The 20,994-nt window shown below is 64.2% G+C and carries 18 protein-coding genes; 9 read left to right on the forward strand and 9 right to left on the reverse strand.

What is annotated here, in order from left to right; all coding sequences use genetic code 11:
• The first annotated feature begins 66 nt into the window (after positions 1-66).
• On the forward strand, positions 67-960 hold the full coding sequence (locus OB2597_RS03385; protein ID WP_202944569.1) for an enoyl-CoA hydratase/isomerase family protein: 894 nt from the start codon (positions 67-69) through the stop codon (positions 958-960).
• A 143-nt stretch (positions 961-1,103) separates the two neighbouring features.
• Positions 1,104-2,774, forward strand: coding sequence for an acyl-CoA dehydrogenase (locus tag OB2597_RS03390; protein WP_202944570.1), 1,671 nt, complete (start codon positions 1,104-1,106; stop codon positions 2,772-2,774).
• Between the two features lie 40 nt (positions 2,775-2,814).
• Here OB2597_RS03390 and OB2597_RS03395 read toward each other — a convergent pair whose 3' ends face one another.
• On the reverse strand, positions 2,815-4,014 hold the full coding sequence (locus OB2597_RS03395; RefSeq protein WP_050759193.1) for a TetR/AcrR family transcriptional regulator: 1,200 nt from the start codon (positions 4,012-4,014) through the stop codon (positions 2,815-2,817).
• Positions 4,015-4,368: 354 nt separating this feature from the next.
• On the opposite strand from OB2597_RS03395, the gene OB2597_RS03400 reads away from it, so the two are divergent.
• The 4 genes from OB2597_RS03400 to OB2597_RS03415 all read left to right on the forward strand — a co-directional run bounded on the left by OB2597_RS03400 (position 4,369) and on the right by OB2597_RS03415 (position 9,697).
• Positions 4,369-4,941, forward strand: a complete 573-nt coding sequence (locus tag OB2597_RS03400) for a TetR/AcrR family transcriptional regulator (protein ID WP_040608982.1) — start codon at positions 4,369-4,371, stop codon at positions 4,939-4,941.
• Positions 4,942-4,956: 15 nt separating this feature from the next.
• Complete coding sequence (locus OB2597_RS03405; RefSeq protein ID WP_050759194.1) at positions 4,957-6,036, forward strand: efflux RND transporter periplasmic adaptor subunit; 1,080 nt, start codon at positions 4,957-4,959, stop codon at positions 6,034-6,036.
• A 4-nt stretch (positions 6,037-6,040) separates the two neighbouring features.
• The gene (locus OB2597_RS03410; RefSeq protein WP_009804119.1) at positions 6,041-9,079 is read left to right on the forward strand and encodes an efflux RND transporter permease subunit; all 3,039 of its coding nucleotides are present in this window, start codon (positions 6,041-6,043) and stop codon (positions 9,077-9,079) included.
• Between the two features lie 123 nt (positions 9,080-9,202).
• Positions 9,203-9,697: a DUF421 domain-containing protein gene (locus OB2597_RS03415; protein WP_009804120.1), complete on the forward strand. Its 495-nt coding sequence runs from the start codon at positions 9,203-9,205 to the stop codon at positions 9,695-9,697.
• A gap of 85 nt (positions 9,698-9,782) precedes the next feature.
• On the opposite strand, the gene OB2597_RS03420 is transcribed toward OB2597_RS03415, so the two are convergent.
• The 4 genes from OB2597_RS03420 to OB2597_RS03435 all read right to left on the reverse strand — a co-directional run bounded on the left by OB2597_RS03420 (position 9,783) and on the right by OB2597_RS03435 (position 12,477).
• Positions 9,783-10,241, reverse strand: coding sequence for a beta-lactamase hydrolase domain-containing protein (locus OB2597_RS03420; RefSeq protein ID WP_009804121.1), 459 nt, complete (start codon positions 10,239-10,241; stop codon positions 9,783-9,785).
• A gap of 10 nt (positions 10,242-10,251) precedes the next feature.
• Positions 10,252-11,643 carry an MBL fold metallo-hydrolase gene (locus tag OB2597_RS03425; protein ID WP_009804122.1) on the reverse strand — a complete coding sequence of 464 codons (1,392 nt, stop codon included), beginning with the start codon at positions 11,641-11,643 and terminating at the stop codon, positions 10,252-10,254.
• Positions 11,644-11,869: 226 nt separating this feature from the next.
• The gene (locus OB2597_RS03430; protein ID WP_009804124.1) at positions 11,870-12,256 is read right to left on the reverse strand and encodes a type II toxin-antitoxin system death-on-curing family toxin; all 387 of its coding nucleotides are present in this window, start codon (positions 12,254-12,256) and stop codon (positions 11,870-11,872) included.
• Positions 12,253-12,477, reverse strand: coding sequence for an AbrB/MazE/SpoVT family DNA-binding domain-containing protein (locus tag OB2597_RS03435; RefSeq protein ID WP_009804125.1), 225 nt, complete (start codon positions 12,475-12,477; stop codon positions 12,253-12,255). The genes OB2597_RS03430 and OB2597_RS03435 overlap by 4 nt, the downstream gene beginning before the upstream one ends.
• A 480-nt stretch (positions 12,478-12,957) precedes the next feature.
• On the opposite strand from OB2597_RS03435, the gene OB2597_RS03440 reads away from it, so the two are divergent.
• Genes OB2597_RS03440 through OB2597_RS03450 form a run of 3 tightly spaced genes read left to right on the forward strand, consistent with a single transcriptional unit; the run spans position 12,958 to position 16,271 of the window.
• Positions 12,958-13,953 (forward strand): NADPH:quinone oxidoreductase family protein, encoded by a 996-nt coding sequence (locus OB2597_RS03440; RefSeq protein ID WP_009804126.1) that lies wholly within the window; start codon positions 12,958-12,960, stop codon positions 13,951-13,953.
• 51 nt (positions 13,954-14,004) lie between these two features.
• Entirely contained in the window at positions 14,005-15,195 is a 1,191-nt protein-coding gene (locus OB2597_RS03445; protein WP_009804127.1) for an acyl-CoA dehydrogenase family protein, read from the forward strand.
• A complete protein-coding gene (locus tag OB2597_RS03450) occupies positions 15,192-16,271 on the forward strand; it encodes a phosphotransferase family protein (RefSeq protein WP_009804128.1) in 1,080 nt (359 codons plus the stop codon). Before OB2597_RS03445 ends, OB2597_RS03450 begins: the two co-directional genes overlap by 4 nt.
• A gap of 27 nt (positions 16,272-16,298) precedes the next feature.
• Here the strand turns inward: OB2597_RS03450 and OB2597_RS03455 are convergent, their stop codons facing one another.
• The 4 genes from OB2597_RS03455 to OB2597_RS03470 all read right to left on the reverse strand — a co-directional run bounded on the left by OB2597_RS03455 (position 16,299) and on the right by OB2597_RS03470 (position 20,965).
• On the reverse strand, positions 16,299-17,879 hold the full coding sequence (locus tag OB2597_RS03455; RefSeq protein WP_009804129.1) for a fatty acyl-CoA synthetase: 1,581 nt from the start codon (positions 17,877-17,879) through the stop codon (positions 16,299-16,301).
• 34 nt (positions 17,880-17,913) lie between these two features.
• Positions 17,914-19,221, reverse strand: a complete 1,308-nt coding sequence (locus OB2597_RS03460) for a TRAP transporter large permease (protein WP_009804130.1) — start codon at positions 19,219-19,221, stop codon at positions 17,914-17,916.
• Positions 19,214-19,750, reverse strand: coding sequence for a TRAP transporter small permease (locus tag OB2597_RS03465; RefSeq protein WP_009804131.1), 537 nt, complete (start codon positions 19,748-19,750; stop codon positions 19,214-19,216). The genes OB2597_RS03460 and OB2597_RS03465 overlap by 8 nt, the downstream gene beginning before the upstream one ends.
• A 78-nt stretch (positions 19,751-19,828) precedes the next feature.
• The gene (locus OB2597_RS03470; RefSeq protein ID WP_009804132.1) at positions 19,829-20,965 is read right to left on the reverse strand and encodes a C4-dicarboxylate TRAP transporter substrate-binding protein; all 1,137 of its coding nucleotides are present in this window, start codon (positions 20,963-20,965) and stop codon (positions 19,829-19,831) included.
• Positions 20,966-20,994 lie beyond the last annotated feature (29 nt).

The raw sequence follows: 20,994 nt of genomic DNA on the forward strand, positions 1-20,994 counted from the left end.
TCAATAGTGTTTTCCGTTCACGGTGGTTCGTTCGCCCCAGGAGGTTGGGCCGGGCCGCTTCGCGCCATGGATATCCCGCACCTGCAGGGAACCGCTTTCGGGCCAGATGACACACACAGGGAGACGAAAATGACCTACGAAACACTGCTTGCCGAATTCGACGCCGGCATCACCACCGTGACGCTGAATCGGCCCGAGAAGATGAATGCGATGTCCCCCACCCTGCTGGCGGAATTGAAGGATGTCCTGTCCTCGGCCGCGGAGGACGATCAGGTGGCCGTGGTCGTACTGCGCAGCACCGGAAAGGTATTCTGCGCCGGATACGATCTGAGCCCGGACGACTGGATCATCTCGCAGTTCCCGGCGGAATTCGAAGGCGGCGTCGATCTCCAGAAGGACCGCGAGGATATTGTGCAACTCCTGAAGTACTGGCTGGGGATGCGGAAGTTTCCCAAGCCTATCGTGGCGGCGGTACAAGGCCCGGCGCTGTCCGGCGCGGGTGAACTTCTTGCGATGTGCGATATCGTGATAGCCAGCGAAGAGGCCCGCTTCGGTCACCCCGCCGGACGCGACCTCGGAATTCCGCCGACCGTCTTCCTTTGGCCGCTGCTCATCGGCATGCGCAAGACGAAGGAGCTTCTCTACACCGCGAAACTGATTGACGCGGCAGAGGCAGGGAAGCTCGGCCTCGTCAACGAGGTTGTGGCCGGAGAAGAGTTGGAAGCACGCGTTCGGAGCATGGCAGAGGATATCGCCCGCACACCGGTGAACCATCTGAAGATACTGAAAGAGGCGGCCGACAACTGGTACGACAACATGGGCCTCGAAACCTCGTCACGGCAGGCCGCGGATCTCGATGCCGTGTTTCACCAGAGCCCCACGTTCAACGCATTCTTCAAGCTGGTCGGAGAAAAGGGCATGAAAGCCGCCCTCGATGAACGCCGCCGCCTCTTCGGCTGAATTTATTGCTCCCGACAGGATGTATCTACATGGCTACCTTTGATCGCGCCGACCTTCTGTTCCAGCTCTTCGAAGTCTCCGACCTCGGAAAGCTGATGAACTCCGCCTCTTTTGCGCATATCGACCGGGACGTCGTCGAGGGCGTGATCGACACCGCCTCCCGTCTCGCCGCCTCGCATTTCGAACCTTACGCCAGGCTCGGTGACGAGAATGAGCCGACGTATGAAAGCGGCACGGTTCAAATGATCCCGGAGACCGGAGAGGCGGTCAGAGCCTTCGCCGATGCCGGTTTCATCGCTGCCCCGTTCGGAGAGGAGTTCGGCGGCCCCAAATTGCCGGAAACCGTTGTCCAGGCCCTCTACTTCATCTTTGCAACGGCCAATATCGCCTTCCAGGGCTACGGGATGCTCACCGCCGCCGCGGCGCGGATGCTTGCGACTTTCGGCGACGATGACATCAAGGCACGCTATCTCTCTCCGATGCTGGAGGGCCGGTTCCTCGGCACGATGTGCCTGTCAGAGCCGCAGGCAGGCTCTTCGCTGTCGGATATCACCACCCAGGCGCGTCGTCGGGAGGATGGCACATACAGCATTTCCGGCCGCAAGATGTGGATTTCCTGCGGAGATCACAACATTTCCGAGAACATCATACACTTGGTGCTGGCAAAACTGCCCGACAGCCCTCCGGGCGTGAAAGGCATATCGCTGTTCGTGGTTCCGAAATACCGGGTCGACGCCGACGGTCAGATCGGGGTGCAGAACGATGTCGCACTCGCCGGGCTGAACCACAAGATGGGTTACAAGGCGACGACCAACTGCGCCCTGAATTTCGGCGAAAACGGTGACTGCATCGGCTATCTGATCGGCAAGGAGCATCAGGGGCTGCGCTACATGTTCCAGATGATGAATGAGGCTCGGATAGCGGTCGGGGTGGGGGCGACCGCGCTTGGCCAGTGCGGTTTCCAAGCCTCTCTTGCCTATGCGCGGGAACGGCCGCAGGGCCGGCATCCGGACAACAAGGACGCCACGAAGCCGCAGGTCCTGCTGACCGACCACGCAGATATCCGTCGCCTGCTGCTGGCGCAGAAGGCGGCCGTAGAGGGCGCCCTCGCCCTCTGTCTCTACTGCGCCTCGCTGGTCGACCTGGCTGCCTCCACTTCCGAAGAGGACGAAAGACACGAAGCCGAGCTGCTGCTCGAAATGTTGACCCCGATCACCAAGTCCTGGCCGTCGGAATTCTGCCTCGAGGCCAACAAGCACGCGCTCCAAGTACTGGGGGGCGCGGGATACACGCGGGACTATCCGATAGAGCGGTGCTATCGCGACAATCGCCTGAATCCGATCCACGAAGGCACGCACGGCATCCAGGGACTGGATTTCCTTGGCCGGAAGGTCCTGATGCAGGACTCGGCGGGCGTGAAGCTTCTCGTCGAAAGGATCCGAACCGATATGGCGGCCGCCAACCGGACTGTCAGTCCGGACCTGATAGAATCCCTCGACGAGGCGCTGGAGAGGTTCGAGGTTGTCACGCGGTCACTGACAGAGGAGGTTGCGAGAGACAGACGCGCCGGATTGGCCAATGCCACCCTGTTCCTGGATTTTGCAGGTCACCTGGTGCTCGCGTGGATGCATTTGCGCATACTTCGGGCGGCGCAGGAACGCGAAGCGCGCGATGGTCCCAGTGATTTCACTACGGGAAAGAAGCAATCCGCGACCTATTTCTTCAAGCGCGAACTTGTGCGCACGAAGGTCTGGGCCGAAACGCTTCTGGACAATGACCTCACTGCCTATGAGGCGGATGCAGCCTGCCTCTAGCATCGGATTTGGCGTCGGCCGGGCACGACCGACGCTTTTATCACTCCTCGCAAGCGCCTCTCAGATCCGCCAGTGCCATCGCAAAATGTCCTCGGGCCCTGGCGATTTCGCCCACGCTGCTGGCAGTAGAGATCGCACGCAGTAGTTTGCCGAGGAAGAGAGCCTGCAGCTGCATCGCCGCAAAGGTATTCGGCGGCTGATCGGTCATCTGTCCAAGTGTCCTGCCCCATGACTCCTGTTGATCCGACAGGGCCTTGAGCACCGGCGGTCGCAACGCGCTCCGCTCCGCCGAGCGCACCCAGACGGAATAGAACGCCAGGTTCTCTTCGTTGTGTACCATGGCCTCGGAGAAAAATATCGCAGTCGTGAGATCCGCCAGAACGTCGGGGTCCATCCGATCCGCGTGGAACTCCTTGAAGGCGTCGCGGTATCGGGTCTTGGCGCGCCGGAACAGCGCCAACTGCGCCGCCTCCATCAGCGATTCGACTGTCGGGAAATGGTAGCTCGGCGCGCCTCTGGAAAGCCCGGCGCTCTGAGACACCGCCTGGTAGGTCACTGCACTCGGCCCCTCTCGCACGAGAAGATCGATCGCCACGTTGATCAGATCGCGCTTGGTCCCCCTGGGTTCGCTGCCGGGGTCATCGTTGTCGTCCTCGCGTACGAGCCCATGTTCGCTCAACTTGCTCTCCCCGGCCAGGATGCGCCGTGCCTCCTCCCGGGTCGGCGCCAAGGGATGAAGCATGAAGAGCAGCCCAACCGCGCGATCCACCGTTGGCGTGATGCACCGCGGGCGGGTCGATGTCTCCAGCATGTCACCGATCGCCTGCCAGATCCGGTCGGCCTCGTCATACCAATCCCGGGCCAGCTCGCGGCCACTGGAGCTGCGCGCGCCGAGGAGGATGAGTTCGCACCAAGCAATGGAGTGATCCCGATCTCGGGTCAGCCCGTTGAGGACCACCTGCATCACCAGATCGTCGAGCGTGGAGATCCCGGTCCTCTCGCCGTCGCGCATCCGCTGCATCAAACGCGTCAGGTCCGAAAGATAGCCCTCCATCGTCCGCGCCGAGAGCCCCTCGATAATGGCGTCCTTCGTCGCGAAGTACCGGGTGGTTGCAGCCAGACTGACGCCCGCCGCGCTCGCCACAGACCTGTGCGTGACCGCCGCAGGACCATTGTCCACAAGAACCCGAACCAAGCCATCCAGGATCTTGTTTCTCGTCCGCCTCGCGCGTTCCTGCATCCAGCCCTCCATGTGTGCCAAGCCAGTGGTATCGCAACGACCAGGGGCAGGAAACGTATTTCGGGAGCGGCTGGCCGAGGAGTTATGGATCCGTACCGGTTTTCGGTGCAAACAATTGTGGGCTCCCAAACCACCTGCTGCGGGATCCGTTGCAGATGGCAGAGACCCTGGAGCCGTGCCCGCGTCGCGGCCAGCCCGTCGAATCCGAAGCGCGAGATCGTGACCCTCCACGAGGCGAGAAGCTTGACCCCGGCGAGCAGCTGCGACGGAGAAGCCTTCAGGTTTGGGCATTCTCAAGTTGACAAATTTCGTTCGAATGTCCAAGGAGAGTAAACTTGTATTCAGGCGCTCCGGATGAATGAAACCGAACAGGCATTACTCGACGCCGCTTTGCGTGTGTTTTCTCGCTATGGAGTGAAGCGCAGCAGTATGAGCGATCTCTGCGAAGAGGCCGGGGTCTCGCGACAGACCTTCTACAACAATTTCCGTAACAAGGACGACATCCTCCGGGCGCTCATCAGAAGCTTTTCGGAGCGCGCGCTTGCAGGGATCGAGGCAGGTCGGGGGCCGCACGATACCCTCGGCGATCTACTGGACCTGGTCTTCGAGCAGACTGTCGTCGCGGGTTTTGACATGGTCACCGCGATGCCCAACTCCGAAGATTTCGTCGATGGTGTCCATGCCAGCAGCAAGGAAGGAATGGACGCCGCGCATGAACGGTTCCGCGGGGTGATCGAAGATATCCTCTCGCCATATGCCCCGGCGCTGAACGAAGCGGGGATTGATGTGACCGCGCTATCGGATTTCGTGCAGCGCGCGTCCAAGGCGGCAGGTCTGAATGCATGCGATCGCGACCACCTTTTCACCCAACTCGCCACGTTGCGTCAGCTCTGCCTCGTCGCAGCTGGGCAGCCGACCAGGCGCTAAACAAGGATTATCGAAATGATCGCTTTGGTACGTGACGCGCTGCAACGCGCGCCGGCTCACATGGGCGCCGTCCTGCTGGTGAGCGCTCTTGCGCTTGGCGCCCCCGGCCAGCCGGCGCGCGCGGACACTCCGGTGGTCAAGCTGACCAAGGTCAGCGCCGACGCGGGCGAACTGCGCCGGGTCTTCTTCGGAAAGGTCGTGGCACGCGAAACGGTCGAGCTCGCGTTTCAAGTGGGCGGTCAGGTCGTCGCCTTCCCGGTTGAGGAAGGCGCCGCGGTGGCCGAGGGCGAGCTGGTCGCGCAGATGGACTTGGACCCTTTCCAGCTGGCGCTTGACGAGGCCCAGGCCCGCGCGGCCCAGGCTGGGCGCACCGTCGAACGCTATCGCAAGCTGGCGGGGTCGACCGTGGCCGAGGCCAATCTCAAAGACGCAGAGACCCAGGCCGAGCTGGCCGAGATCGCACAGCGCAACGCCGAGCGTTCGCTCCGCAACGCAACCCTGCATGCGCCTTTCGACGGCATTGTCGCCGCCCGGCTGGTGCCCAACCATTCCACGGTCGCCGCCGGCACCCCGGTGGTACGGCTGCACGACATGTCGGACCTCAGAATCGAAATCGACGTGCCCGAGACGCTCTTTCAGCGGGCTGGCAAGGACCCCGACCTGGCCCTCACCGCACAGTTTCCGTCCAGCGACCGCACCTTTGCGCTGGAGCTGCGCGAGTTCAACGCCGAGACGGCCGAGGTGGGCCAGACATATCGACTGACCGTCGGCATGGCGGTGCCCGAGGGCCTGACCCTGCTGCCCGGGTCCTCGGCCAAGGTCACCGCGGTGCTCGAAACCGGCGCCAGCCGGATCGAGCTGCCGGCCTCGGCCATCGTCATCGGCAACGATCGCGTGCCCCGCGTCATGGTCTTCGACCCCGCGGGCGCGGAGACCGGCACCGTGACCGCCACCCCGATAGATATCACCGCCACCGCGCGCGGCACCGTCGAAGTCACCGAGGGGCTCGAGCCCGGGCAGGAGGTTGTCGCCATAGGCGGCGCGCAGCTTGCCGACGGCGCGCAGGTGCGACGCTTCACCGGTTTCGGAGACTGATCCGATGGACATCGCGCGCTTTTCCATCAACCGGCCGGTCTATACCTGGATCGTCATGCTGGTCTGCCTTCTGGGCGGCATCTGGGGCTTTGCCTCGCTGGGCCGGCTGGAGGATCCGGCCTTCACCATCAAGACCGCCGTGGTGGTCACGCAATACCCCGGCGCCTCGGCCGAGGAGGTGGCGCTGGAGGTCACGGAGCCTCTGGAATCGCAGATCCAGAAGATGGGCGAGGTCAAGAACATCCAGTCGATGAACCAACCCGGCCTGTCCTGGATTACCGTGAACATGAAGGACACCTACGACGGCACCGAGCTGCCGGAGATCTGGACCAAGCTACGCAACCGGGTGGCCGAGGCCGCCCTGCCCGCCGGGGCAACGCCGCCCTTCGTCAACGACAGCTTCGGCGATGTCTACGGGCTCTACTATGCCGTGACCGCGCCGGGCTTTTCGGATGCCGAGGTCAACCGGCTGTCCAGCTACCTGCGGCGCGAACTGCTGGCGGTGGACGGCGTGGCCGACGTGGCCTTGTCGGGCGTGCCGAACGAGGTGATCTACGTCGAACCCGACCCCTCGCTGGCCGCGACGCTGGGTATTCCGCCTACCGCCCTGGTTGGCGCCGTCGCCAGCGCAAACGAAATCGTCGACGGCGGCACGCTGCAAGGCCGTGACGGGCGCACGCTGGTTCAGCGTCCCGAGGGCTCCGACAGCGTGTCGGAGATCGCCGCGCTTTCGGTCGGTGTGGGCGGACAGGTCGTCAACCTTGCCGATTTCGCCCATATCCATCGCGGCCCCGAGGCCAACCCCGGCCTGATCGTGCGCCACAACGGCACCGAGGCCTTCACGCTCGGTGTCGCCGGCATCGCCACCGAGAACATTGTCGAGGTCGGCAAGCGTGTCGACGCCCGGCTGGACGAGTTGCGCGCGACCCTTCCGCTGGGGATCTCGGTGCAGTCGATCTATCGCCAACACGCGGTGGTCGAGGAAGCCTCGAACGCCTTTCTCGTCAACCTCGCCATGTCAGTGGGGATCGTCGTCGTGGTGCTGGCGCTCTTCATGGGCTGGCGGGCCGCGCTCGTGGTGGGTTCCACACTTCTACTGACCGTGGTCGGCACGCTCTTTTTCATGAACCTCGCCTCCATCGCGATGGAGCGCATCTCTCTCGGCGCGCTGATCATCGCCATGGGCATGCTTGTCGACAATGCCATCGTCGTGGCCGAGGGCATGCAGATCGCCATGCGCCACGGCCGAACCTCGCGCGAGGCCGCCACCGAGGCAGCCAGCAAGACGCAGATCCCCCTGCTGGGCGCCACGGTCATCGGCATAATGGCCTTTGCCGGCATCGGCTTGTCCCCCGACGCCACCGGCGAATTCCTCTTCTCGCTCTTCGCCGTGATTGCGATCTCGCTGCTGCTGTCCTGGGTGCTTGCGATCACCGCAACGCCGCTCCTGGGTCACTATTTCTTCAAACGCGGCACCGAGACCGGCGGCGACGGCTATGACGGCGCGCTGTTTCGCGGCTACGCGGCAGTGCTGCGCACCTCGCTCAAGCTGCGCTGGCTGGTCATCGCGACGCTGATCGGCGGCACGGCCGTCTGCTACGCACTCTTCGGCCAGATCAAGCAGCAGTTCTTCCCTGACAGCAACACGCCGCTCTATTTCGTGCATTACAAGCTGCCGCAGGGCGCGTCGATTCACCAGACCGCGGATGATCTCGCGGTGCTCGAGGCCTGGCTGGCGGACCGCGCGGCGGTGGACGCGGTGACCGCCTTCGCCGGCGAGGGCGCCTCTCGCTTCATGCTGACCTACGAAGCCGAGGACCCGAACCCGAGCTACGGCCACCTGATCGTGCGTGTCGTCTCGCTCGAGGTGATCGAGGCCGAGATGAACGCGCTGGAGGCCTTCGCCACCGAGGCACTGCCGCAGGGCGAATTCCGGGTGAAGCGCCTTGCCTTCGGCCCCGGCGGCGGGGCGCCCATCGAGGTGCGCTTTTCGGGCCGGAATCCGGATGTGCTGCGCGATCTCGCCGACGAGGCCATGGCGCGGATGCAGGCCGCGTCCGACAACGTCGTGGCGCTGCGCCACGACTGGCGCGAACGCGAACTGGTCCTGCGGCCTGTCTATGCCGACGACCGCGCCCAGGACGCCGGAATCTCACGCACCCAGGTCACCGAAATGCTGAAATTCGCCACCGAGGGGATGGACGCCGGCACCTTCCGCGAAGGCGACCGGCAGCTCCCCATCGTCATACGCTCCCCCGACGACGCCGACCTCGCGCTGACCGACCATGTGATCTATTCGGACAGCGGCGGTACGCTGGTGCCGCTGGAGCAGGTGATCGAGGGTTTCCGCTTCGAGCCGCAGGACACCCTGCTGCACCGCCGCGACCGGATACAGGTGATCACCGTCGGCGCCGACATACCCCGCGGCATGACAGCCGCGCAGGTGCAGGCCGAGGTGCAGGAGACCATCGAGGCTATGACCCTGCCCGAGGGCTATCGCATGGAATGGGGCGGCGAACTGGAAAGCGCCACCGAGGCCCAGACCTCGCTTGGCGGGCAATTGCCGCTGAGCGGCATCGTCATGGTGCTGATCTCGGTGCTGCTGTTCAACGCGTTGCGCCAGCCTCTGATCATCTGGCTGCTGGTGCCGATGGCCGTCAACGGCGTCAGCCTCGCGCTGCTGGGTGCGGGCCTGCCCTTCACCTTCACCGCGCTGCTGGGTCTGCTGTCGCTGTCGGGCATGCTGATCAAGAACGGCATCGTACTGGTCGAGGAGATCGACCTGACACGCGAAGCCCGCCCCGAGATGCCGCTGCGCGATGCCATCGTCACCGCGTCCACCTCGCGCCTGAGACCGGTGTTCCTGGCCGCGGCGACGACGATCCTGGGCATGCTGCCGCTGCTGACGGACGCGTTCTTTCAATCGATGGCAGCCACTATCATGGGCGGCCTCGCCTTCGCTTCGGTCCTCACCCTCATCGCGGCCCCGGTGTTCTACTACGTCATGTTCCGCAGCACAGAACAAACGCAAAATTCGCCATGATGGGACAACCTCATTGACCCCACTCGAACCCGATCCCGAGATGGTGCTCCGAGCACCGGGTCGAATGGCGTTACATCGTTCCAGTCCCTCGGAACACGCGGTTGCGGAAGGAGAGCAGAAAGCATGGAGACGTTCCATTACCTGATTGGCCAGGATACGCCGCATATTGCCTGGTGGCAGATGAGCCTCCGCGCCGTGATCATCTTCCTTTACGCGATCCTGCTCTACCGGCTGACTCCGCGTCGTTCATTCTCGAACCTGTCTGCCCAAGACATTGTCCTGTCCGTGATCCTGGGATCGAGCCTGAGCCGCGCTCTGACGGGGAATGCCCCGCTGCTACCCACCCTCGCAGCCACCGGTCTGCTGGTAGGTACCTACGTTGGCGTATCAGCCCTGGCGCCGCGTTCGAAACTGATCTCCCACCTCGTGAAGGGACGTCCCATAACTCTTGTCCGCGAGGGGAAGGTGGACGGGCAAGCGTTCTCGAAAGCTCGTTTCGGAGAAAATGACATTGAGGAGTTGCTGCGCCTGAACGGCTTGCGGAACCTCTCGGAGGTCGAAGAGGCCCACTTGGAGCGAAACGGACAAGTCAGCGTGATCCCGAAAAGCGGCACCTGATACCCCGTCTGGACGTGCAGGACCTGCCTCGGGAAGGAGACGGGGGGCCAAAGGCCGGGGTGTAGGTGTCCCCGGCCCGGCGCAGTCATTTGCCGTTGTAGCTGTTCACATAGCTCTTCACGAAGTCTTCAAGCTCCGGCGTGTCGCACTCGAAGCCCATTTCCTCGGCCTTGCGGATGACCTCGTCGCCGGTCATGCCTTGTTCGCAGCCAATGTGCATCATCACGAAGGCGCCGGACCGCTTGCCGGAGGCGCAGTGAACCAGCACCGGGGCAGGCAACTCGGTGGCCTTTCGGCGGAATTCATCGACAAGGTCTTCGGAGAGTTTCTCGCCGTCGACCGGATGGTGCAGGAAGGTCAGACCGGCCTCCCTTGCCGTTTCAGCTTCCTCCTGCGGCTTCATCTTCAGCTTCTTATCCTCGTCATCGGTCTGCATGTTGATGAGCGATCGAAAGCCCTCCTGCGCGGCTTGCCTGACCTGATCGGCCTCGGGCGCGAACTTGGCGATCGTGAAGCGATCGTTGACTTGAACCGTATCTTGCATGGTGTCCTCTTCAGCTCGGTTTCTCGACGTCGTAGCCGGCGGCGCTCCAGGCCTTCCAGCTACCCGGCACGTTGCGCACCTGTTCAAAGCCGTTCTTCTTCAGCAGGCTGGCGGCAATCGAGGCGCGGAAACCGCTGGCGCAATAGGTGGCGTAGGGGGCGGAGCGATCGAGGTCGTCCATCTCCTCCCGCAGTTCTCCGAGAAAGGCGTGCCGGGCGCCCGGAACGTGCCCGCCCTCCCATTCATCCGGCTTGCGCACGTCGAGGGGGTGCAAGTCCTCCGCCTTGTGCAGTTCATGCACGGAAATCTGCGGGATCTGCGCGAACTCCCGCCCCGCCTCGCGCCATGCGGCCATGCCGCCGGCGAGATAGCCGCCGAAGTCGGTGAAGCCGGTGCGCCAGAGGAGACGCAGCACGCCGAGCAACTCGGTGTCCTCGTGTAGGACGAGGTAGATCGGTTTTCCCGGATCGAGCAGCCAGCCGGCCCAGACCGACAGCTCCGGACGCGCCCCTATATTGAGGCTGCCCGGCACGTGGCCCGCCCCGAAATCCATCATGTCGCGCACGTCGAGCACCTGCGCGCCGCCCTCCGCCGCCTCGGCAAAGCGCTCCACGGTCATCGGCTCGATCCGCGGCAGGTTGCGCAGCACCTCCGGGCCTTCGGAGTTCACCTTCTTCATGCGCGGGTAATGGGTCGGCACCGGCGGCGCGTCCCCCAGGATCGCCTCCTTGAATTCCTTGAGATCCTCGATCCGGGCGTAGCTGTTGAAGCGCCGCTCATAGCCGATGGTCGACGACATCCGGTCGCCGATGTCGGGCCCGCAGGCCGATCCGGCTCCGTGGCAGGGATAGATGATGACGTCATCCGGCAGCGCCATGAATACGTCCCGCACGGTATGGAAGAGCTTCTCGGCCAGCTCCTCGGACTGGTCGTCGCCCAGCAGGTCGGGCCGGCCGACGCTGTCGACAAAAAAGGCATCGCCTGAAAGCACGCCCCACGGCGTCTCGGTGTCGCCGTCGAAGAGCAGGTAGGAGACGTGCTCAGGCGTGTGTCCGGGCGTGAAGCGCGCCTTCATCCGCATGCCGCCGAAGGTGAATTCGTCGCCGTCATGCACCGGTTCATGCTCAAAGCCGTATTCGGCCCCGGCCTCGGTGCTGACATAGAGCTTGGCCTGCCCGCCGAGCCGGTCCACCAGCTCGCGCGCGCCGCTCAGGAAATCGGCATGGATATGGGTCTCGAAGACATGGGTGATGGCGAGGCCGAAGCGTCGGGCGGCTTCGAGGTAGATCTCCACGTCAGGGCGCGGATCGACGACGGCGCATGTGTGGGCCGAGTCGTCGCCGACCAGATAGGAGCATTCGGCGACCCCGTCGGCCAGTATCTGTTCGAAACGCAGGGTCATGGCTGGTCCTCCTGCTACCAAAACAGATGCTGTTGCAGGATGTTCCCGATGTCGGCGACCAGACCCGTGGCCATGATCATCTGCCCCCGGCCCAGGGGCCCGGACGATGCTTCCCTCTCTCATCTGGTGGGTTTCGGTTGGCAGTTCCGCGAGGCGATCACGCCGCCGAATGGCTGGCAGACTTCAGGTCCGGATGAGGCCAACGCGCGGACGAATCCTCGCGCGATCAGATCGGCGTCATGCCATCCGAGAGCCATGCGGCAAAATCCGCCTCTGTGATCTGCCCGGCGGCAAGATCCTCCATCAACCTGACACCATCGACCGGCTCTGGCCTGAAAGCATAGCCGTTGAGCCGCAGAAACGTGATGGCGGTCACGAAGGCCGTCCGCTTGTTCCCGTCCACGAAGCCATGCCCCTTGGAGATGCCGAAGGCATAGGCCGCCGCCATGTCCACGAGCCGGGCGTCTGTGTATGCAGCAAGGTTCAGCGCGCGGGCGCAGCCCATCTCCAGAAGGGCGCGGTCGCGCATGCCGGAGGCGCCGCCATGGCGCGTGATCTGTCGGTCGTGGATGGCGATGACGGCAGCAAGAGGAACCCAGACGGGCTGCGTCATGCGAGCGCCTGAAGCAGATCCCTGTTCTCGTCCATGACGATCTCAGCGGCAGCCAAGGCAGCGGCAACGGCCGGATCCTGCGGCGTGATCTTCAGGCTGCCATCATCGCCACGAACGACGAACAGAGTATCGCCTTCCTTGGCGTCGAGGATCGTCAGCATTTCGGTGGTCAGGGTCATGACCGCCGAGTTGCCCACCTTCCGGATCTTGGTTTCAATCATGACACCCGCTCCTTGGATATATAACGGTATATACCTCTCGCCGGGCAGCAGGCAAGCCTGTCGCCACGGGCCGACAGGGCAGATCAGGCTTCTCAACCTGTCGGGCAAGACCCCGGGCCCTTGTGCGGACCGCTTTTCACCGGAGGCCCGAGGGCCGGTGCCAACCACGCGCGCACCTGTTGCTCGGTGAGACCAAGGTGCTCCGGCATAGCGCCGATGACGACACGCAACGGTGCACTCCCGATCCCCCGCTTTCGTGCCCCTCGGGATGCTGCGCGCGGATGTCCATCCATTCCCGTTGCGCGGCCACGGTGGCCGGTGCGGCGACGGCATCTTGCAGCCCGAGACGGTCCGCGGCGAGGTCCTGAAATCATGGAGCGACCCCCCTTTCGCCGCGAAAACCCTCCGATCCGCCTTTCATGAGGCGCCGGATTGTCCGACAATAGCGCAATCGACTGTGAGCCGCGAGGAACCGAGAAGATGAAAGCCCTGCTGAGCCATGCCCCCGGCGGTCCCGAAACACTGGTCCTGCGCGATCTGCCCGACCCCGAGCCCGGCCCCGCCGAAGTCCGGATCGCGGTGCGCACCGTAGGCATCAACTTTCCGGACACGCTGATCATCGAAGACAAGTACCAGTTCCGGCCGGACCGCCCTTTCGCGCCCGGTGCAGAACTTGTGGGCGTCGTGGATGCACTCGGCGACGGAGTGAGCGATCTCAGGGTCGGGGACCGGGTGATGGCGCTGCCGATGTGGGGCGCGCTGGCCGAAAAGATCTGCATCGCCGAGACCCGCTGCCACCGCCTTCCCGACGCGGTCGGCGATGAACAGGCCGCATGTCTGCAAATGACCTATGGCACCGCGCTCTATGCGCTGGAACAACGGGGCGATCTGACCGAGGGCGAGAGCCTCCTGGTGCTCGGAGCGGCGGGGGGCGTCGGCCTGGCCGCCGTCGAGCTGGGGGCGGCGCTTGGCGCACGTGTGATCGCCGCGGCGAGTTCCGAAAGCAAGGTCGGCGTCGCGCGGGATCATGGCGCCTCGGACAGCCTGGTCTATCCGGAGGCGCCGCTGGAACGCGCCGCTCAGAAGCAGCTCTCGGACCAGATCAAGCACCTCGCGGGCGCCGAAGGAGTCGACGTGGTCATGGATATCGTCGTCGGCGACTACACCGAACCGGCGCTCCGGGCGACGGCCTGGGGCGGGCGCGTCCTGATCGTCGGTTTTCCGGCCGGGATCGCCAGGATTCCCGCCAACCTTCCGCTGCTGAAATCCTGCGATATCCGGGGCATTTTCTGGGGCGGCGCGATCGAACGCGACTGGAACCGGCACCGCACGGACATGGCCCGCCTGGTCGACATGTGCGCCGCAGGGCAGATCCGCCCCCGTGTTCATCAGACCTTTCCCCTTGCCGAAGGCGGCGCCGCGATCCGCGCTTTGTCCGAACGCGGCGTGATCGGCAAGGTCTGCGTAACCCTTTGACAAAACAGGTGGCGCGGAACGACGCGCCGAAAAAGAAGGACCCGTTCCAACATGAGCACCCACGATCAGATCATCCACATCTCGGACCGCGCGGCCGAGATCGCCGCCCGCGTCGAAGACTTCGTGCGCACCACCGTCGCGCCCTATGAAAAGGACCCGCGTCTCGGCGCGCATGGCCCGTCCGATGAACTGGCGCAGGAACTGAAGGCCCTGGCCCGCCACGCAGACGTGCTGACCCCGCATATCCTGCCGGACGGCGGGCATCTGACGCATCGCGAGACCGCGGCGGTCCTGATCCGCTCGGGCCTGTCGCCGCTCGGACCGATTGCCTGCAACACCGCCGCGCCGGACGAGGGCAACATGTACCTCCTGGGCCAGGTCGGATCGCCGGAGATGAAAGAGCGGTTCCTCAAGCCCATGGTGGCGGGCGAAACACGGTCGGCCTTCTTCATGACCGAACCGGCCGAGGAGGGCGGCGCGGGCTCCGATCCGTCGATGATGCTGACCACCTGCCAGCCCGATGGAAACCACTGGGTCATCAACGGCCGCAAGACCTATATTACCGGCGCCGATGGTGCGGGCGTGGGCATCGTGATGGCCAGATCCGACGATGGCGCCTGCATGTTCATGGTCGATCTGCCCGATCCCGCGATCCGCATCGACCGGGTGATGGACACGATCGACAGCTCCATGCCCGGCGGCCATGCGGTCATCACCATCGACAACCTGCGGGTGCCCGCCGATCAGATGCTCGGCCAGTCGGGCGAGGGCTTCAAATACGCGCAGGTGCGCCTCTCCCCTGCCCGCCTGACGCACTGCATGCGCTGGCTTGGCGCCTGTATCCGCGCGAACGAGATTGCGTCGGACTATGCCAATCGCCGTCAGGCCTTCGGCAAGCCCCTGGTCGATCACGAAGGCGTCGGCTTCATGCTGGCCGAGAACCTCATCGACCTGAAACAGGCCGAGCTGATGGTCTACTGGTGCGCCGACGTCCTCGACACCGGGGCACTCGGCACGGTCGAAAGTTCCATGACCAAGGTCGCGGTCTCCGAGGCGCTGATGCGCGTTGCGGATCGCTGCGTGCAGGTCATGGGCGGACAGGGTGTGACAGCGGACACGATCGTCGAACAGGTCTTCCGCGAAATCCGCGCCTTCCGGATCTACGACGGTCCGACCGAGGTGCACAAATGGAGCCTCGCCAAGAAGATCAAGCGCGACTGGAAGGCGGCGCAGGGCTCATGACCGGCAGCGGGAACAACGCGACAGCGGCCTCTGCCAATGTCGGGGTCATGCCGGTCCGAAAGGGTTTCGCCCTCGATCTCGACCGGCTGACCGCCTGGATGCAGGCGAACGTGGCCGGGTTCGAAGGCCCGGCCGAGGTATATGAATTCAAGGGCGGGCAGTCCAACCCGACCTACAAGATCGTCACCCCGTCGCGGTCCTTCGTCCTGCGGCGCAAGCCACCCGGCAAGCTGGCCAAGGGGGCCCACGCCGTCGACCGGGAGGCCAGGGTCCTCTCGGCGCTTGGACCGACCGGGTATCCTGTCGCGAAGGTGCACGGAGTCTGCACCGACGACAGTGTTCTGGGCAGCTGGTTCTACGTCATGGACATGGTCGAGGGGCGGATCTTCTGGGACGCCACCTTTGCCGACGTACCGGCCGCGGACCGTCCCGCCTACTTCGGCGCGATGAACGCGACGCTGGCGCGGCTGCACCGGCTGGAACCCGAGGCCGTCGGCCTGCAGGACTTCGGACGGCATGGCGGCTACATGCAGCGGCAGATCCGGCACTGGGCGCAAAGCTACGAGGCCGACACCGACGCGGGGCGGCACCCCGGCATGGACGAGCTGATCCGCCTGCTGCCCGAGGGCATCCCCGAAGCTGACGAGACCACCATCGTGCACGGCGATTTCCGCTGCGACAACATGATCTTCCACCCGACAGAGCCGCGCATCCTGGCCGTTCTGGACTGGGAGCTGTCGACGCTTGGTCATCCGCTGGCGGATTTCACCTATCATGCGATGATGTACCGGATGCCGCCCGATATCGTCGCCGGGCTGGGCCATGTCGATCCCGCCGCGCTGAACCTGCCGACCGAGGCGGAATATCGCGCGATGTACTGCGCGAACACCGGGCGGGCGGACATTCCGGATTACGAATTCTACATGGCGTTCAACTTCTTCCGCATCGCCGCAATCTTTCACGGCATCAGGGGCCGCGTGATCCGGGGAACCGCCGCCTCTGCCAATGCCGAAGCGCGGGCAGAAGCCTTTCCCCGTCTCGTCGACCTGGCGCTCGAGGCGGCGCACGCCCGCTAGGCCGTCGCGCCCCGGCTCGGGCCCCCGTCAGGTGCCCGAGAAGACCTCGGCGAACTCGTCGCGCAGCAGCCGTTTCAGGATCTTGCCGCTGGCATTCTTCGGCAGCTCCTGCGCGAGCTCGATATGCTTGGGCGCCTTGAAATGCGAAAGCGTGTCGCGGCAATAGTCGTTCAGCACCTCGACCGTCAGATCCGCACCGGCCCTGGGCACGACCACCGCCGTCACCGCCTCGATCCAGGTCGGGTGCGGGATGCCAAAGACGGCCACCTCTGCCACGTCGGGATGCCGGAAGATCGCCTCTTCGACCTCGCGGCTGGCCACGTTTTCCCCGCCGCTCTTGATCATGTCCTTCTTGCGGTCGACGACATAGAGGTACCCTTCCTCGTCGAACCGCCCCAGGTCACCGCTGTGGAACCAACCGTTGCGGAAGGCCTCGGCGGTCTTCTCCGGGTTGCGGTAGTACTCGGTGATCAGCTGCGGACTGCGATGCACGATCTCTCCGACCTCGCCCACGGGCACCGGATTGTCGTCGTCGTCGACCACGCGGGTTTCCACGTTCAGGCCGGGCCGCCCGGCCGAGCCGAGCTTGCGCAGCTGGTCGTGCGGTTTCAGGATCGTCGCATTCGGGGCCATCTCCGTCTGGCCATAGAAGTTGAACAGCCGGATGTTCGGCAGCCGCGTCAGCAGTTCCTCGATGATGGCGGTCGGCATGATCGACGCCCCGTAATAGCCCAGCTGCAGGCTGGACAGGTCGCGCGTGTCGAAATCGGGATGACGCAGCAGCGCGATCCAGACGGTCGGCGGACAGAAAAGCTGGGTCACGCCATGCGTTTCGATCGCCTCGAGCATCGCTGCCGGATCGGCCTTTTCATGCAGGATGGAAACCGCGCCGAGGTACAGGGCCGGGGTCAGGAAACAATCGAGCTGCGCACAGTGGAACAGCGGCAGACAGTGCAGCGTCACCATGTCCTCGCGCATCTCGCCATCCGCGATGCAGGTCGCGTAATGCGAATAAAGCGATCCCGAGGTCAGCAGCGCACCCTTGGGCCGCGATTCCGTGCCGGAGGTGTACATCATCTGGATCGGATCCTCCGCGTCGACATCGACCCAGAGCGCGCTGTCGTCCGGATGCTCCAGCAGCTCGGACACCGGACGCCAGCCATCGGGTTCCGGCGTGCCTTCGTGTGGAATGAAGAACCGGGGCAGCTCCTGCCCGGTCTCCTTCATCGCGGCGTCGGCCACAGGACACAGGGCATCTTCCGCGATGATCAACTTTGCGCCGGAATGGTCGAGGATATAGGCCACGTCCGGCGCGCTGAGCATGAAGTTCACCGGCGTCGTCACCGCACCAAGCCGGGCCAGCGCGAACCGCACCACCACGAAGGTCCGGTTGTTGTGCGAAAACAGGGCCACCCTGTCCCCCTTTCCCACGCCTTCCGCGGCAAGGGCATGGGCCGCCCGGTTCACCGCGGTGTCGAGTTCGGCGAACGTGTCGGTGCGGTCGCGGAATGTCAGGGCATTGCGGTTCGGCACACGTGCCGCCGACCGGCGCAGCAGATCGCCCAGTTGCTGTGCGCGGGCCCGGCGGATGAGTTCTTCCGTTTGCATCGTTCACCTCATGAATATTCGAAAGACGCCCGTGTCAGTTCAGCAGTGCGGGCAGCCACAGAACCAGGTCGGGATAGGCGCACAGGATCGCCACTAGGATCAGATCCATCACGATGAACCAGACCACGCCCCGGAAGATGGCCGAGATCTTGACCAGCTCGCCGACGACGCTCTTGATGACAAAGACGTTCATGCCGATCGGCGGCGTGATCATCCCGATCTCGAGCAGCTTGGTAAGGACGATGCCGAACCACAGCAGGCTCCAGCCCGAGGCATCGACCACCGGCAGGATGATCGGCAGCGTCAGCAGCATCGATCCGATCGGCTCGAGGAACATCCCCATGAGCAGGTAGACCACCACGATCCCGACCATCAGCAGCACCGGGTTGGTGGCGACCGACAGGATGCCTTCGGACAGGAAGTCGCCCGCCCCCGACAGCGCGAGGAACCGGGTCAGCAGGCTGGCCCCGATGGCGATGATCAGCAGCGCGGCGGTGGTCGTCAGGGTTTCCCGCGCCGCGGTCAGGAACCGGTCGAGCGTCATCTGCCCGCTGACGATGGCCACCAGACAGGCGAGCGAAGCGCCGACGGCCCCGGCTTCGGTCGGGGTGAAGACACCGCCGAAGAGGCCCCCGAAGATCCCGATCATGATCAGGAAGATCGGCCAGGTCTCGCGCAGCGCGAAGATCTTCTCGCGCAGGCTGACGCTGGTGTCCCGCTCGGGCGCGAGATCGGGGTTGAGCCAGACCCGGACAAGCACGACGATGATATAGCCAAGCGCCGTCAGCAGACCCGCGACGACCCCGCCAAGGAACAGCTGCGAGATCGAAATCTGGGCAATCACACCGTAGAGGATCAGGATGATCGAGGGCGGGATGAGCGCCCCGATCGTGCCCGCCACCGCCACGGTGCTGGTGGCAAGCTCCGGGTGATACTTGTGCTTCATCATTTCGGGGATGGCGATCCGGCCCATGGCGGCCGAACAGGCGATGGACGACCCCGAGACCGCCGCGAACCCGGCGGACCCGAAGATCGCCGCGATGGCCAGTCCGCCGGGCAGCCCCGCCAGCCAGACCCGCGCCGCGTTGAACATGCCGCGGGTCAGCTGCGTGTGGTAACTGATGAAGCCGAGAAACAGGAACATCGGGATCGAACTGAGGATCCAGCTCGAGGTGAACTGGTAGGGCACGATGCTCATTGCGCCCCAGGCCACCCGCGGCCCCATGAGGACGTAGAGCCCGCCGAAAGACACACCGATCAGCGCAATGCCGATCGGCACACGCACCGCGATCAGGGCGATCAGGATGGCCAGGCCGGTCAGGCCGATTTGGGGGTCAGTCATTGATGAATTTCGCGTTGATGTCGGTTTCGCTCAGGCCGTTCCGCCAGCCGGTGATCTGTGTGATGACCCGGTAGCCCGCGATCAGCGCCATCAGCCCTGCCCCGAGGGGAAGCAGCCAGTAGCTTTGCCAGATGTCGATCATCTGGGACCCCTGCTCCATCGTGGCGCCCATGTTGGTCTTCTTGACCGCTTCGGTCCATCCGCCGATCGCGATGATGACGACCACGGCCACGGTCAGGATGCCGGACAGGATCGACAGGACGTTGCGCGGCCGGTCGGGCAGAAGGTCGGTCAGCACGTCGACCGAGATGTGCGACCGCTTTTCCTCGGCCACGCCGATTGCGATGAAGACCAGCACGATCATGTAATAGTGCGCCACGATCACCGTGGTGCCGGGTAGCGGCGCGTTGAACAGATAGCGTCCGATGACGTCACCCGTCACGTGCAGCATCATCAGAACGACGCAGATCGCCCCGAGGAGCGACGCGAGCTTGGCCAGGTTGGACAGAAGCCTGCCGATCTGGAACATGATGTGCCTCCTTGAAGTTGCGGATCGGGCAAGGGCATGTGTGCCCTCGCCCGACAGGACGTTCTACTATCGGACGTATTACTGGCCGTAGGAGGCCACGTCGATCTTGGAGTAGATCTCGTTCCAGTAGATCTCGGCCAGGGCCTCCGCGCTGTCGACGTCCTTGGTCAGCTCCGTCCATTTGCCCAGAAGCTCGGTCAGGGCGTCAGCCGCTTCGGAGCCGCTCTCGATGCTGAACCGCTCCTTGTAGATCTCGGCGATCGCGTCCTTGTCCTCGGCGATGAACTCACGGTTCATGGTAACCAGTTCATCCGAGGCTTCGACGTACTCGATCCCCTCGTTCGGGGCGCGTTCCTTGCCGACACGGGCTTCCTCGATGTAGACATAGGCGATGTCGGCGTTCAGCTTGGCCGCGGATTTCAGCATCGCTTCCTTGTTGTCCTCCGACAGGCTGTTCCAGCTGTCGCGGTTCATCGTGTAGGCCACGTTGAACTGCGCGCCCGGCAGACCGAGATAGAGGTACTTCACCACGTCGATGAAGCCGAAGTTCACGAAGTCCGCCGTATTGGAGGCCGTGCAATCCACGACGCCCTGGTTCAGTCCCTCGAGGGTTTCGTTGATCGACATCGACACCGGAACGGCGCCGACGGACTCGGCCCAACGTGCCCAGTAGGCGCCGGCAGCCCGGATGCGCTTGCCCTCCAGGTCCGCCACGGTCTCGATCGGAACCACGCACTGAAGCACGTAGGACGTGGTCGAGCTCGCGCCGAGGTAGACCTGGTTCTGCGCCTTGATCTGCTCCTTGCAGTCGGGACAGCTGTTGATAACGTATTCGGTGATCGCGCCGGTGAAGGCGAGGCTGGACATCTCGCTCGAGAATTCCTCCAGTTCGACCAGTTCCGAGAATTCGGCGAGCATGTTGAAGTGCGAGAATTCCTGAGGGAAGTAGGCCATCAGGTTCGCGGTGATGTCCGCAATCCCGTCGCGCACACCGGCGTTGGCTTCGGCAAAGCTCAGCAGCGACAGCGGGAACACCTTGACGGTCACGTCACCGCCGCTGTTCTCCTCGACCGCCTTGGCAAATTCCTCGAGCTTGGCGGTCGGCGCAGAGTTCGGCGGCCAGCCGCCGGCAAAGGTCAGGTCCTGAGCCTGTGCAGCCCCGGCCAGCGCGAACAGGGACGCCCCTGCGACAAGTGATGTGATCGTACGTTTCATGGTATCTCCTCTCATTACCATTGTTCAGT

Origin of the sequence: Pseudooceanicola batsensis HTCC2597, from assembly GCF_000152725.1 — a bacterium.
In the GTDB taxonomy this organism is placed as follows: domain Bacteria; phylum Pseudomonadota; class Alphaproteobacteria; order Rhodobacterales; family Rhodobacteraceae; genus Pseudooceanicola; species Pseudooceanicola batsensis.

What these genes read in the sequence shown, in the direction of transcription:
- OB2597_RS03415 (WP_009804120.1), top strand. Translation starts at nt 9,203, where the DNA reads ATGGAGACGTTCCATTACCTGATTGGCCAGGATACGCCGCATATTGCC.
- OB2597_RS03460 (WP_009804130.1), bottom strand. Translation starts at nt 19,221, where the DNA reads ATGACTGACCCCCAAATCGGCCTGACCGGCCTGGCCATCCTGATCGCC.
- OB2597_RS03420 (WP_009804121.1), bottom strand. Translation starts at nt 10,241, where the DNA reads ATGCAAGATACGGTTCAAGTCAACGATCGCTTCACGATCGCCAAGTTC.
- OB2597_RS03385 (WP_202944569.1), top strand. Translation starts at nt 67, where the DNA reads ATGGATATCCCGCACCTGCAGGGAACCGCTTTCGGGCCAGATGACACA.
- OB2597_RS03465 (WP_009804131.1), bottom strand. Translation starts at nt 19,750, where the DNA reads ATGTTCCAGATCGGCAGGCTTCTGTCCAACCTGGCCAAGCTCGCGTCG.
- OB2597_RS03440 (WP_009804126.1), top strand. Translation starts at nt 12,958, where the DNA reads ATGAAAGCCCTGCTGAGCCATGCCCCCGGCGGTCCCGAAACACTGGTC.
- OB2597_RS03470 (WP_009804132.1), bottom strand. Translation starts at nt 20,965, where the DNA reads ATGAAACGTACGATCACATCACTTGTCGCAGGGGCGTCCCTGTTCGCG.
- OB2597_RS03405 (WP_050759194.1), top strand. Translation starts at nt 4,957, where the DNA reads ATGATCGCTTTGGTACGTGACGCGCTGCAACGCGCGCCGGCTCACATG.
- OB2597_RS03435 (WP_009804125.1), bottom strand. Translation starts at nt 12,477, where the DNA reads ATGATTGAAACCAAGATCCGGAAGGTGGGCAACTCGGCGGTCATGACC.
- OB2597_RS03445 (WP_009804127.1), top strand. Translation starts at nt 14,005, where the DNA reads ATGAGCACCCACGATCAGATCATCCACATCTCGGACCGCGCGGCCGAG.
- OB2597_RS03395 (WP_050759193.1), bottom strand. Translation starts at nt 4,014, where the DNA reads ATGCAGGAACGCGCGAGGCGGACGAGAAACAAGATCCTGGATGGCTTG.
- OB2597_RS03450 (WP_009804128.1), top strand. Translation starts at nt 15,192, where the DNA reads ATGACCGGCAGCGGGAACAACGCGACAGCGGCCTCTGCCAATGTCGGG.
- OB2597_RS03430 (WP_009804124.1), bottom strand. Translation starts at nt 12,256, where the DNA reads ATGACGCAGCCCGTCTGGGTTCCTCTTGCTGCCGTCATCGCCATCCAC.
- OB2597_RS03425 (WP_009804122.1), bottom strand. Translation starts at nt 11,643, where the DNA reads ATGACCCTGCGTTTCGAACAGATACTGGCCGACGGGGTCGCCGAATGC.
- OB2597_RS03410 (WP_009804119.1), top strand. Translation starts at nt 6,041, where the DNA reads ATGGACATCGCGCGCTTTTCCATCAACCGGCCGGTCTATACCTGGATC.
- OB2597_RS03400 (WP_040608982.1), top strand. Translation starts at nt 4,369, where the DNA reads ATGAATGAAACCGAACAGGCATTACTCGACGCCGCTTTGCGTGTGTTT.
- OB2597_RS03455 (WP_009804129.1), bottom strand. Translation starts at nt 17,879, where the DNA reads ATGCAAACGGAAGAACTCATCCGCCGGGCCCGCGCACAGCAACTGGGC.